Annotated in this window: 13 protein-coding genes; 12 read left to right on the top strand and 1 reads right to left on the bottom strand. The window is 41.7% G+C overall.

What is annotated here, in order from left to right; translation table 11 throughout:
• Positions 1–434: 434 nt before the first annotated feature.
• Positions 435–848, top strand: a complete 414-nt coding sequence (locus C9J12_RS14705; RefSeq protein WP_107243404.1) for a hypothetical protein — start codon at positions 435–437, stop codon at positions 846–848.
• A gap of 103 nt (positions 849–951) precedes the next feature.
• The gene (gene glnB / locus C9J12_RS14700; protein WP_006230835.1) at positions 952–1,290 is read left to right on the top strand and encodes a nitrogen regulatory protein P-II; all 339 of its coding nucleotides are present in this window, start codon (positions 952–954) and stop codon (positions 1,288–1,290) included.
• A 95-nt stretch (positions 1,291–1,385) separates the two neighbouring features.
• On the opposite strand, the gene C9J12_RS14695 is transcribed toward glnB, so the two are convergent.
• Positions 1,386–2,003 (bottom strand): YitT family protein, encoded by a 618-nt coding sequence (locus C9J12_RS14695; RefSeq protein WP_107243403.1) that lies wholly within the window; start codon positions 2,001–2,003, stop codon positions 1,386–1,388.
• Positions 2,004–2,401: 398 nt separating this feature from the next.
• Here C9J12_RS14695 and glyA point away from each other — a divergent pair, with 398 nt between their 5' ends.
• The 10 genes from glyA to C9J12_RS14645 all read left to right on the top strand — a co-directional run bounded on the left by glyA (position 2,402) and on the right by C9J12_RS14645 (position 12,239).
• Positions 2,402–3,652, top strand: a complete 1,251-nt coding sequence (gene glyA, locus C9J12_RS14690) for a serine hydroxymethyltransferase (RefSeq protein ID WP_011217549.1) — start codon at positions 2,402–2,404, stop codon at positions 3,650–3,652.
• 209 nt (positions 3,653–3,861) lie between these two features.
• Positions 3,862–4,311 (top strand): transcriptional regulator NrdR, encoded by a 450-nt coding sequence (nrdR, locus tag C9J12_RS14685; protein WP_011217550.1) that lies wholly within the window; start codon positions 3,862–3,864, stop codon positions 4,309–4,311.
• 79 nt (positions 4,312–4,390) lie between these two features.
• The gene (gene ribD / locus C9J12_RS14680) at positions 4,391–5,506 is read left to right on the top strand and encodes a bifunctional diaminohydroxyphosphoribosylaminopyrimidine deaminase/5-amino-6-(5-phosphoribosylamino)uracil reductase RibD (RefSeq protein WP_107243402.1); all 1,116 of its coding nucleotides are present in this window, start codon (positions 4,391–4,393) and stop codon (positions 5,504–5,506) included.
• A 28-nt stretch (positions 5,507–5,534) separates the two neighbouring features.
• On the top strand, positions 5,535–6,191 hold the full coding sequence (locus C9J12_RS14675) for a riboflavin synthase (protein ID WP_006230840.1): 657 nt from the start codon (positions 5,535–5,537) through the stop codon (positions 6,189–6,191).
• A gap of 21 nt (positions 6,192–6,212) precedes the next feature.
• Positions 6,213–7,316, top strand: a complete 1,104-nt coding sequence (gene ribBA / locus C9J12_RS14670) for a bifunctional 3,4-dihydroxy-2-butanone-4-phosphate synthase/GTP cyclohydrolase II (RefSeq protein ID WP_107243401.1) — start codon at positions 6,213–6,215, stop codon at positions 7,314–7,316.
• Between the two features lie 194 nt (positions 7,317–7,510).
• Positions 7,511–7,981 carry a 6,7-dimethyl-8-ribityllumazine synthase gene (ribH, locus tag C9J12_RS14665; protein WP_006230842.1) on the top strand — a complete coding sequence of 157 codons (471 nt, stop codon included), beginning with the start codon at positions 7,511–7,513 and terminating at the stop codon, positions 7,979–7,981.
• Positions 7,981–8,448 (top strand): transcription antitermination factor NusB, encoded by a 468-nt coding sequence (nusB, locus tag C9J12_RS14660; RefSeq protein ID WP_041393918.1) that lies wholly within the window; start codon positions 7,981–7,983, stop codon positions 8,446–8,448. Before ribH ends, nusB begins: the two co-directional genes overlap by 1 nt.
• A 94-nt stretch (positions 8,449–8,542) precedes the next feature.
• Positions 8,543–9,517 (top strand): thiamine-phosphate kinase, encoded by a 975-nt coding sequence (thiL, locus tag C9J12_RS14655; RefSeq protein ID WP_107243400.1) that lies wholly within the window; start codon positions 8,543–8,545, stop codon positions 9,515–9,517.
• A gap of 3 nt (positions 9,518–9,520) precedes the next feature.
• Complete coding sequence (gene pgpA, locus C9J12_RS14650) at positions 9,521–10,006, top strand: phosphatidylglycerophosphatase A (protein ID WP_107243399.1); 486 nt, start codon at positions 9,521–9,523, stop codon at positions 10,004–10,006.
• 157 nt (positions 10,007–10,163) lie between these two features.
• Positions 10,164–12,239: a hypothetical protein gene (locus tag C9J12_RS14645; protein WP_107243398.1), complete on the top strand. Its 2,076-nt coding sequence runs from the start codon at positions 10,164–10,166 to the stop codon at positions 12,237–12,239.
• Positions 12,240–12,253 lie beyond the last annotated feature (14 nt).

The following is a 12,253-nucleotide window of genomic DNA, read 5'->3' as shown; positions in this document are numbered from 1 at the left end:
ATAGCTTTGATTTCAATGCATTAAAAACCGTCACTTGTTAGGTGGCGGTTTTTTATTGTCTGAATATTCATAATTTAGTGAGTTTTTTGATCTAATACCATTCTGGATAAGTAAATGGTCAGATAATTGCGCAGGAAAAATTGATAATAACAAGGCAGAAATTGAAGTAACTAGTTATTCTAATTATAAAAATTCTAACGTAGTTATAAGCAGTTTTAACCAGCAAGAATGATCAGGTACTTGTCTAGATTGGTATAATGCAGTTATGATTGAATTAATGGCTTAAATGAGTAAATGGAACTTTTACTTTGAGAGCTGTCACACTTATTAGATGTTACTAATAAGTATAATCATATTATACCCAATCGCCTTAAGGTAACTTGGGTGTACATGTATAATTTTATGCATTTTCAAGGTCTTATCAAGGATGAAATATGGGACTAGACGATCTTAAACATAAAAATATAATCAATGCAGCCAAGGTCTTGGCGGTATTAGTTGCCACTTGTTTACTCAGGTATGTAGACTCATTCACGGTTATCTTTAGTTATAATCAAGTCGGTATCGTGCCGAGTATTGTCGCTGTATTAGTGTTAATTTCAGGCATCTGTGCCATTGCGGGATTGTTTCGAGGTATGATGTGGGGCTTTATTCCACTGTACTTTTTCATTCCTGCAGCCACAATGTTTTTTGGTATTAGCATTATTCCATTTTTACCAAGCCTTATTTCTCCCGAGTTTCGGAGTATCACGGTATTAACGCTTAACAGCATTGTGTTGCTCTTTGCAGTGTTTTTATTATTACGAATGATGGATTCTAATACGATGCTACAAACGGAAAACTCTTAAATTACAGTGCTGAATCTGTGATAATAGCGCTAACGTTAATAGGTTTATACGTGACATACCTGTATTCATAAGTAGACCCATACTCAGCAAAGGACGATGAGAAATGAAAAAGATTGAAGCCGTTATTAAGCCTTTTAAGCTTGATGATGTTCGCGAAGCATTAGCTGAAGTGGGTATCACAGGCATGACTGTTTCTGAAGTTAAAGGATTTGGACGTCAGAAAGGTCATACCGAATTGTACCGTGGTGCAGAATACATGGTCGATTTTCTGCCAAAAGTGAAACTAGAAATTGTTGTGACCGATGAAGTAGCAGAGCAATGTATTGAAACGATTATCGAAACCGCGCAAACGGGTAAAATCGGTGATGGTAAAATCTTCATGTTCGATGTTGAGCGTGTTGTTCGAATCAGAACGGGCGAAGAAGACGAAGATGCGATCTAACTAGATAAGATACCTATGTGTGTCTATTTAGTGCTAAAAAAGGCTTACCATAACGGTAAGCCTTTTTGCTATTTGAGCATGCGAGTCAATAACTGCTAACTGCTTGCTTTTGCCGTACTTGGATTGTAACGGCTTGGTTTATGGTTCATGGCTAATACAAGATTAAGCATGACTGCACCTAATACCGAGAGCATAAGCACAAAGGGTGTTACGAAGAAGAATGAACACACTAAAATACTGATATCAATGCCCATCTGCATTTTGCCTGCTGGAATACCAAATTTTTCTTGGCAGTACAGAACGAGTACATTGAACCCACCCAAACTTGTACGATGACGAAAGAGTATTAGCATACCTAAGCCCATCAACAGACCACCGAGAATGGCACAATAAATAGGGTCTAAACGGCTGATCTCTAATACAAGGTGTAAATTGTCAGTAATAATCGAAACGAGACCACCAGAAATGATGCTGGTAATAGCAAATGATTTACCCATGCGAAACCACGCCATAAGGTAAAATGGGGTGTTCATCAAGAAATATAACGTACCAAAAGACACATCAACAAATTGGGTAAGCAGCAATGCTAGCCCTGTTGTGCCTCCTGTTAGAAGATCTGCTTGTTGAAGAAAAAATATTCCCTGTGCAACGATAAATGTACCCGTGAGAATGGCAATAATATTCTCATTCAATGAATGCTTGGAACCGCTCAAAACAAAACTCCTTATAATTTATGGGCGCAATTCTAATCGTGTAACCTCATAGAAAGAAGTAGTACGGTAAAAGCAAAAAATAGAAACTGTAATGATTTTTTTACATGGTTGTAAAATATTTTTTTTTGGTTTTTCTTGAATTTATATAGAGTGAGTGTTTTCTATCTCTAGTGTGTTTGCAAGAGTATGAAAATAATTCATGTAATCATCGATAATAAACATGAAGAAATTGTAATAATAAATGATTTTAGGGGTATCTGATTTAGATCAATTTCTGTAAAATACAGCGTTAATTACTGGTAATACGAAAACGTTTGCGTCCACGTGGCGTCTAGCTTTGCGGTTTTTCGTTTTTACCCAAATATTGTGGTTATACCTACCTTAGTCAGGAGAGACAGATGCTAAAGCGCGATATGAATATTGCCGACTATGATGCGGAACTTTTTGCAGCCATTCAGGAAGAAACAGCACGTCAAGAAGAACACATCGAGTTGATCGCTTCTGAAAACTACACAAGCCCACGAGTAATGGAAGCTCAAGGATCTCAGCTGACTAACAAATATGCTGAAGGTTACCCAGGTAAGCGTTATTACGGTGGTTGTGAGTTTGTTGATAAAGCAGAACAACTAGCGATTGATCGTGCATGTCAGCTTTTTGGTGCTGAATACGCGAACGTACAGCCTCACTCTGGTTCTCAAGCTAACAACGCCGTTTACATGGCCCTACTAAATCCAGGCGACACTGTATTAGGTATGAGCCTTGCTCACGGTGGTCACTTGACTCACGGTTCTCCAGTAAACTTTTCTGGTAAGTTATACAACATCATCCCTTACGGCATCGATGAAACTGGTCAGATCGATTACGAAGAAATGGAAGCATTGGCGTTAGAGCACAAACCTAAGATGATTATCGGTGGTTTCTCTGCGTATTCTCAGGTTGTTGACTGGAAACGCATGCGTGAAATCGCAGACAAAGTGGGTGCATACTTTTTTGTTGATATGGCACACGTTGCGGGTCTTATTGCGGCAGGTGTTTACCCTAACCCGGTTCCACATGCCCATGTTGTAACAACAACAACGCATAAAACATTAGCTGGTCCTCGTGGCGGTCTAATTTTGTCTAATGACGGTGAAGCTCTTTATAAGAAGTTGAATTCAGCGGTATTCCCTGGTGGTCAGGGTGGTCCTCTAATGCATGTTATCGCAGCAAAAGCGGTAGCCTTCAAAGAAGCAATGGAACCTGAATTCAAAGTTTATCAAGCTTGTGTTGTTGAAAATGCGAAAGCAATGGTTGGCGAGTTCTTAGAGCGCGGTTACAAGATTGTATCTGGTAGCACTGAGAATCACTTGTTCCTTGTTGATTTAATCGACAAAGGTATCACAGGTAAAGAAGCGGATGCCGCACTGGGTGCAGCTAACATTACCGTTAACAAAAACAGCGTTCCAAACGATCCACGCAGCCCGTTTGTAACGTCAGGTATTCGTATTGGTACACCATCAATCACTCGCCGCGGTTTTACGGTTGAAGATACTAAGCAGCTTGCTGGTTGGATTTGTGATGTACTTGATAACACAGATAAACCTGAAGTTATCGAAGCAACGAAAGCGAAAGTATTAGAAATTTGTAAGCGCTTACCTGTATACGCTTAATCAATATTTGACCGACGGTGATTAAATAGTAGTCACTTCGTGCTTCAAACCTAAATTAACGGCACCTTTTAAGGTGCCGTTTTGTTTTTCATAACAAATAGCTACAATGTACCGTCTTTTTGTTATGAGATTATAAATAAAACCCTGGTTATACTCTCTTTCTGGCGTTGAAATGGGGTACACTGAGTCGACGAAAGTTAGGAGGCGTGATGCATTGTCCTTTTTGTGGTGCCAATGACACCAAAGTAATCGATTCCCGTTTAGTTGCAGATGGTCATCAAGTTCGTCGTCGTCGCCAATGTTTAGCGTGCAATGAACGCTATACAACGTTTGAGACTGCCGAATTGGTGATGCCAAGAGTAATAAAAACCGATGGCAACCGCGATTCATTCAATGAAGATAAACTTCGTGGTGGTATTCAGCGTGCGTTAGAAAAACGTCCGGTGAGCGCAGATGATATAGAACGTGCGATTAACACGATCAAGTCCCGTTTACGCGCGACGGGTGAACGTGAAGTACCATCAGATATGATTGGTAACTTAGTAATGGAAGCACTAAAAGAATTGGATAAAGTTGCTTATATCCGCTTTGCTTCTGTTTATCGTAGTTTTGAAGATATCCGTGAATTTGGCGAAGAAATTGCCAAGTTAGAAAAATAAAAGAATAGTATTAGCTTGCTGCTTTCTAAAAGAATCAGCGAGCTAGACTATTACTCTCTAAGCTAAAAGAATGCATTCGATGTTCTCATCTATTGATCACTCCATGATGCTACGTGCCATTGAATTGGCAAAACGTGGTCGCTTCACTACTGCACCTAATCCCAATGTAGGTTGCGTTATTGCTCAAGGTGCTACCATTGTTGGTGAAGGTTTTCACTATCAAGCTGGCCAACCTCATGCTGAAGTGTTTGCATTGCGTGCCGCTGGCGATCAAGCGAAAGGCGCGACAGCTTATGTAACACTTGAACCCTGTTCCCATTTTGGTCGTACCCCACCTTGTGCTCAAGCCTTAATTAATGCCAATATTTCTCGTGTTGTTTGCGCGATGGTGGATCCCAACCCTAAGGTGGGTGGCCGTGGTATTGAAATGCTGAAAATTGCGGGCATTGAAGTGCAAACGGGTTTATTAGCAGCAGATGCGCAAGCGTTGAATCTCGGTTTTATCAAGCGAATGAAAACCGGGCTACCGTATGTACAGCTAAAATTAGCAGCAAGTCTTGATGGGCGAACAGCGTTATCAAATGGTGAAAGTAAGTGGATTACCGGCCCTGAAGCACGTGCCGATGTGCAACGCTTTCGCGCAAAAGCGGGAGCCGTTTTATCAACAAGCTCTACCGTTATTGCTGATGATCCATCATTAAATGTACGCTGGAGTGAACTGGGTGAGCCAGTACACGCTGAATACCCAGAAGCCGCTTTACGCCAACCTACGCGGGTTATTATCGATAGTAAAAACCGTGTCACACCCGATTTTAAACTGTTTAGTCTTGCGGGAAAAACCCTATTAGCACGTGCTGAAGAGGGGCAAGAAACGTGGTCTGACTCTGTTTCTCAAGTGCTCATTCCAAAGCAAGATGATTCAGAGCAATTAAATTTAACGTCGCTAATGCTTGAACTCGCAAAGCAAGATATTAACCATATTTGGGTGGAAGCGGGGGCTGAGTTAGCGGGCGGATTGTTAGCGGCAGGATTAGTTGACGAGCTTATTCTTTATCAAGCTCCTAAACTGATGGGGTGTGATAGCCGTAGCTTAATTAACTTAAAAGGGCTGACATCGATGTCTCAAGTACTTAACCTTGAGATAACAGATGTTCGTATGATTGGTCCTGATTTACGTATTATTGCTCGCGTTTAACGCTTGAGCGAACCAAGGAATTTTAAACATGTTTACTGGCATTATTGAAGCTATCGGTACTATTTCTGCATTGACGCCTAAAGGTGCTGATATTTCGGTAACGGTTGATTCAGGTAACCTTGATTTATCCGATGTTAAACTGGGTGACAGTATTGCTACAAATGGGGTTTGTCTAACCGTTGTGGCATTAACTGGTAAAGGCTACGTTGCTGACTTATCGTTAGAGACATTAAAGCGTACTGCTTTTACTGACTATAAATCTGGCCAGAAAGTGAATTTAGAAAAAGCGATGTTACCAACCACCCGTTTTGGTGGTCATATGGTATCAGGTCACGTTGATGAGGTGGGCAAGATCATTGAACGCACTCACACTGGTCGCGCCATTGAATTTTGGGTGAAGGCGCCAGCGCATTTAGCTAAATATATTTCTGAAAAAGGCTCAGTATCGATTGATGGTATCAGCCTTACGGTTAATGCAATTCGTGGTGATGAATTTAAGCTAACGATTGTTCCTCATACTGCCTCAGAAACGACAATGGAATCATTCCAGGTTGGTCGTGTCGTTAACTTAGAAGTTGATGTTATTGCCCGTTATTTAGAACGCTTAATGTTAGGTGATAAAGCCGCTGACAAAAAGTCAGAAGTCACGATGGACTTATTAGCAAGAACTGGGTTTTTAGGATAAAGATTAGAGAAGGGTATTGTTATGGGTTTAAGCACTGCGAAAGAAATTATTGATGATATTCGCCAAGGTAAGATGGTTATCTTGATGGATGATGAAGATCGTGAAAATGAAGGCGATCTTATCATTGCAGCAGAGAAAATTACGCCAGAAGCTGTTAACTTCATGGCAATGTTCGGCCGTGGTTTGATTTGCCTAACGTTAACGCATGCACGTTGTAAGCAACTCAGCCTACCATTAATGGTACAAGACAATACTGAACAGTTTAGCACTAACTTCACTGTTTCTATTGAAGCAGCAGTTGGCGTAACAACTGGTATTTCAGCCGCAGATCGTGCAACAACAGTACAAGCCGCTGTTGCACCGAATGCCAGCTTTTCTGATATCGTGATGCCGGGACATATCTTCCCATTAATGGCACAAGAAGGTGGCGTACTTAGCCGTGCTGGTCATACTGAAGCAGGTTGTGATATTGCGCGTTTAGCAGGTCTTGAGCCTTCAAGTGTTATTGTGGAAATTCTAAACGAAGATGGCACAATGGCACGTCGTCCTCAGTTAGAAGTGTTTGCTGAAAAGCATGGATTGAAGCTAGGTACGATAGCTGACCTTATCGAATATCGTAATAACAACGAAACCACGATTGAACGAATTGCAGAATGCCGTTTACCAACAGAGTTTGGTGAGTTCGATATGATTACGTACCGTGATACCATCGATAATGAAATTCACTATGCATTGCGTAGTGGTGATGTAAAAGAAAATGCAGAAACGTTAGTACGTGTTCATTTGCAAGACACGTTTAAAGATGTTCTACATTCAGGTGCATCGCAATGGACATTGCCTACTGCAATGCAACGCATTGCTTCTGAAGGTGGTGTGTTGGTTGTGCTGAGCAAGCAAGAAAATCATGACACGATTATCACGAAAGTGAAAAACCTTGCGGCGAACGATAACGGACAGCCGAAAGTGAAATTGAACCCGAAAGATCAATCTCGTCAGGTTGGTGTGGGCTCTCAGATTTTATCGGATTTAGGCGTTTCAAAAATGCGTCTGCTTGCATCAAGTACACAACGTTATCATTCACTTTCAGGTTTTGGCCTAGAAGTTGTAGAATATATTTGTGAATAATTATTGCTTGGTTGGTAAATTGCCAGCCGGGAATGTAAGTAATATCTATTTTGTCCCAAAGTGCGATAAGCATTTTAGAGGGCTTTAATTTAATCAAACGAATAAACCAGCGGTTGTCCGTAGCGACTTTTATATAAAGTGTGGTAGACTCCCGCGGTTTCTCGTATCGGAAAGACATAGTCACAGGAAGGCCCATGAATGTAATTGAAGGCGCTATCGCGGCACCAAACGCAAAAATTGCTATCGTAATTGCACGTTTCAACAGCTTTATTAATGAAAGCTTACTTGCTGGTGCATTAGATGCGCTTAAACGTCAAGGTCAGGTAAGCGATGACAATATTACAGTTGTTCGTTGCCCTGGCGCTTATGAGTTACCACTTGTTGCTCAGCAGGTTGCTAAGAGCGATCGTTATGACGCTATCGTTGCTTTAGGCTCTGTGATCCGTGGTGGAACACCACACTTTGATTATGTTGCCGGCGAGTGTAATAAAGGTCTGGCGCAAGTCGCACTAGAGTACAATACTCCAGTTGCATTTGGCGTTCTGACTGTAGATTCAATCGAACAAGCCATTGAGCGTGCCGGTACCAAGGCTGGTAATAAAGGGGCAGAGGCTGCACTAAGCGCGCTTGAAATGGTAAATGTACTGTCCCAAATCGAATCCTAATGGGGGTTAATGTGAAACCAGCTGCACGTCGTAATGCTCGTCATTTTGCTATCCAAGCAATTTATTCATGGCAGATCACGAAAGGTAATGTTGCGGAAATCGAGCAACAGTTCCTTTCTGATGACAAATTTGAAGAAGAAGAGCACCAGGCTGATGCACCTATTCTTGCTGCACCACATACAGATCTGAACTACTTTCATGATCTTTTGAATGGTGTTGTACAGAACCATCAGGAATTGGACAGCAAGATGCGTCCTTACCTTTCTCGTCCACTTCAAGATTTGGACCAGATGGAGCTTGCTCTACTTCGCTTAGCGATGTATGAGATGACTAAACGTGAAGATGTTCCTTATAAAGTTGTTATCAATGAAGCAATCGAATTAGCTAAGATATTCGGTGCTGAAGATAGCCACAAATTTGTGAACGGTGTGCTTGATAAAGCAGCACCAACACTTCGTAAAAAGTAATCGAAAAAGACGTTTTGAGGCCAGCAATTGCTGGCCTTTTTTCTATCTGATTTTTCTGTTTACTATCATATTCATCAACTAATAATAAAATATTATGGCCAGTACCGAATTTGATCTTATCGCTCGCTATTTTGAGCACCAATCTGTCAATCGTCGTGATGTTGCCCTCGCAATTGGCGATGATTGCGCTTTACTCTCTGTGCCTACTGGCAGTCACCTTGCTGTCAGCACGGATTCCCTTGTTGCGGGAACCCATTTTCTTGCTGATGCCGATCCTGCACTCATTGCTCATAAAGCCTTAGCGTCGAACCTTAGTGATTTAGCGGCAATGGGGGCAACACCTGCATGGGTATCGTTAGCACTGACCATGCCCGAGCCTAATGAAGCATGGTTAAGCCAATTTTGTGAAGGGTTCTTTGCCCTAGCAGAATATTTTAATGTGCAGCTTATTGGTGGTGATACGACTAAAGGCCCGCTAAGCATTACCCTGACCGTTCACGGTTTTGTTCCGGAAGGGAAGGCACTCACGCGCGCAGGGGCAAATTCTGGTGATTGGATTTATGTAACCGGAAACCTCGGTGATAGTGCGGCAGGGTTAGCGATATTGCTTAATGAAGTCACGGTTGAAGATGATGCATTAAGAAATACCCTATTAGAACGTCACTTTAAAGCGCATCCTAGAATACTTGCTGGGCAAGCATTGATTGGTATCGCTTCTGCGGCATTAGATATTTCTGATGGGCTTATTTCAGATTTGGGGCATATTCTAAAACGGTCGCAGGTTTCAGCCGTTATTGATGTTGATAAATTACCTCTTTCTGATGAACTACTTACGTTCGAGAGTGATAGACAAAAAGCCCAGCAGCTTGCGCTTACCAGTGGTGAGGAATATGAATTATGCTTTACTGTTCCAGAGGAAAATCGAGGAGCCGTCGATACATCTCTAGCACACTCTGGGGTTAAAGTGACTTGTATTGGTCAGTTGCGACCAGGACAAGGTATTCAGTTGACCCAAAACGATAAACTGCTAGATTGGCAGTTGCACGGTTTTGATCATTTCGCGGAGTAAAGTGTGAGTAATCCTAAAGATAGAATAAATTTAAAAAACCCGTGGCACTTTTTAGCCACAGGCTTCGGGAGTGGTTTATCACCGATTATTCCCGGAACAATGGGTACAGTTGCATCTATACCTTTGTATTTATTGATCGTTCAACTTCCCTTTGCTGCATACATTTTAATAACGATTGTTGCTGCGGTGATTGGTATTACTATTTGTCAGAAAACGTCTGATGATATGGGAGTACATGATCACGGCAGTATTGTGTGGGATGAATTTGTTGGTTTCTGGATCACGATGGCCATTGCGCCTGTGGTGAATTGGCAATGGATACTGGCGGGATTTGTGTTGTTCCGATTCTTCGACATGATCAAGCCATGGCCTATCAGTTGGTTAGATAAGCATGTGCATGGTGGTTTTGGCATTATGGTTGACGACATCCTAGCTGGTTTTATGGCGATGATTTGCCTATGGGGTGTCGGTTACTGGTTTGGCTGGTAATCGTTATATTAACTCAGTATTTACTGTTTCAGTTGAATACCATTATTAAACCGCGCATGGCGCGGTTTTTTTATACCTTAAGCTAAATCAATCAACAGGCTATTATTTGTTCGTCTAACCTTTATGTAAACTAAATCACTAACTGTCATGGTGAGATATGGGTTGGTTACACCTTGTTTGGATTGCATTCTTTGTTATTTCTTTTTCGGCGTCAAGCCAAGTATATCCATCAACGGCAACTGGCTGGGTATTACCCGGCGTGTGGGAAGAGCCGTTAGCGACATCAGTGTTTGATTCCGCCAAAGAGGTAAAAGAGTGGGAAGTTCAGCATGCTGATGTGGTCTTTGGCAGTTTAGATGATGCTGCCTTAAACCAGCAAACAATCGCGATGGGCTATATGTATACCCAGAAGTTTGATTGTCGACCCGAAGAAAAAACCGCATGGTTAAATAAAAAAACGGCAGAACGAGGTATCGACGTTGAAAATGCGTATCTTCATTACTTGGAAGATACTGTCTTATCTGTTCCTTCGGTAGATGGGGGGATGGATTACTTACTAAAAGGGCAGCCCCTTCATTTATTGCTCATTCGTGATGGCAATCTTTCTACCGCCCGACCGCCTTTAACCCTTAAGCCTTCAGACGAAATAATATTGATCTCTTCTTATCCGTTTGATCAGTTTGATGTAGTTGCTGATACCGTTCCGACCGTTATGAGAAGTGTTGCTGGTGATGATGGCAATATCGCGAAATGGATCCCGTCAGATACCCAGTGGCTAAAGCGACAAAATACTTGGCAAGGTGAGTTTTCATTTGCATCTGCTTGGCTGTCGGCATTCCCTTTTTATCAAGATCGCGAAATGAACACGGGGTTGAAGGTATTAAGTAGTGGCTTGAAAATTTGGGCATTAAAATTAAATTGGCCAGCAGGTACAACGTTGTCTGCATTGAGTGTAAAGCCTTGGATTGAGGCTGATAATAACAGCTTGTCTTTCCCTGGCTGGGATGATCAAAATGATCGTAATCATGATGGATTTATTAATAAAATTGAATACAGCACAAGAAGTAACGTAAATGCCAGTGCGCGTTTTAAGCATCAAGCGAGATTAATTCCAGCCTCTGGGCTTTGGAGAAATAGCTGTTGGTATCGAACCAATTTTAACCGCACTGATATAAATGATTTATACGGTGATTGGTATCATTATGATTGGCAACGACAAGGTTTGAGCGGTGCTTATAACGATGATATGGCGAAATTGCTTGGCGAAAATCAATTTACGTTAATAACTGGCGGGCAGATTGCAGAGCTTCCTTTTAAGGTTGGTAATGATGAGGCCGCTAAATTTTACGCCGAGCAGATGGCTGGCTTTCTTCAAATAGTCAAAATTAAAACCGGCACACGCTGGTTAGCGGCAAATATATCAGAGCTTAACCTTTGGGAGTACACCGCTTGGCCCACACCGTTACGCGATATAATGGACGTATGGTTACGTGAGCATTATCTTAGCCCCGCTATGGGGTTAGATCGAATGCAACGATCGTGGGATAGCTTTGCATTAGCGAAATTAGGTGATAAAAGTTTAATCATGACAACAACACGAGGGGGAAGAAGCGAAAATAATCTCACCTCTAGTATTGCATGGCATAAAGATATCGAGACGGGTTTAGCCTTATATTACTTTTTTAATTTGCCAAAAGTAACGTATTACCATAGCTGGAATCAGACGTTTATTTACGGCAGTAATAATACCCAGTTTGATAATGATAATCGCGGCTCGTCGAATTGGTATCGCCAAGGTATACCGAAAAATTGGGCTTATCAACCGACTAAAATGCTCGATATTTCTATTGGGTACCCCAGTAAAACTCCGAAAGGTTACAAGCCTGTTTACTGGAAAAGTAAGCAAGGTAAAGCAAAAACAACAGAAACAAAGCTTCTAGTCGGACAAGAAAAGGTGAGTTTACATAAAGCGAACTGGTTTTGGTTATACCGTTCTGGCTGGGTCAGTGAATTTCCAAAAGAAGGTGTGATGGCAAGGCAATACAGTGATGGTTTGGTAGTTTATCGAGCTGCCAAAGAGCGTAATCAAGCGAGTTATTTTAATTCAAAACCATTACGCGTTTCGTTGCCTGGTGTATATCGACGTGTGAATCGCGACGGCTCGTTGAGTGCACCTATGCATTATATTGAATTGGGTGGTTATGAAGGGGCTGTGCTTAAAAGAGTAAGATAGAGATCGAATAGAGT

Source organism: Photobacterium frigidiphilum, from assembly GCF_003025615.1.
Taxonomy (GTDB): Bacteria; Pseudomonadota; Gammaproteobacteria; order Enterobacterales; family Vibrionaceae; genus Photobacterium; species Photobacterium frigidiphilum.
This window is presented reverse-complemented; position numbering and strand designations above follow the sequence as displayed.

What these genes read in the sequence shown, in the direction of transcription:
- C9J12_RS14705 (WP_107243404.1), top strand. Translation starts at nt 435, where the DNA reads ATGGGACTAGACGATCTTAAACATAAAAATATAATCAATGCAGCCAAG.
- glnB (WP_006230835.1), top strand. Translation starts at nt 952, where the DNA reads ATGAAAAAGATTGAAGCCGTTATTAAGCCTTTTAAGCTTGATGATGTT.
- glyA (WP_011217549.1), top strand. Translation starts at nt 2,402, where the DNA reads ATGCTAAAGCGCGATATGAATATTGCCGACTATGATGCGGAACTTTTT.
- nrdR (WP_011217550.1), top strand. Translation starts at nt 3,862, where the DNA reads ATGCATTGTCCTTTTTGTGGTGCCAATGACACCAAAGTAATCGATTCC.
- ribD (WP_107243402.1), top strand. Translation starts at nt 4,391, where the DNA reads ATGTTCTCATCTATTGATCACTCCATGATGCTACGTGCCATTGAATTG.
- C9J12_RS14675 (WP_006230840.1), top strand. Translation starts at nt 5,535, where the DNA reads ATGTTTACTGGCATTATTGAAGCTATCGGTACTATTTCTGCATTGACG.
- ribBA (WP_107243401.1), top strand. Translation starts at nt 6,213, where the DNA reads ATGGGTTTAAGCACTGCGAAAGAAATTATTGATGATATTCGCCAAGGT.
- ribH (WP_006230842.1), top strand. Translation starts at nt 7,511, where the DNA reads ATGAATGTAATTGAAGGCGCTATCGCGGCACCAAACGCAAAAATTGCT.
- nusB (WP_041393918.1), top strand. Translation starts at nt 7,981, where the DNA reads ATGGGGGTTAATGTGAAACCAGCTGCACGTCGTAATGCTCGTCATTTT.
- thiL (WP_107243400.1), top strand. Translation starts at nt 8,543, where the DNA reads ATGGCCAGTACCGAATTTGATCTTATCGCTCGCTATTTTGAGCACCAA.
- C9J12_RS14645 (WP_107243398.1), top strand. Translation starts at nt 10,164, where the DNA reads ATGGGTTGGTTACACCTTGTTTGGATTGCATTCTTTGTTATTTCTTTT.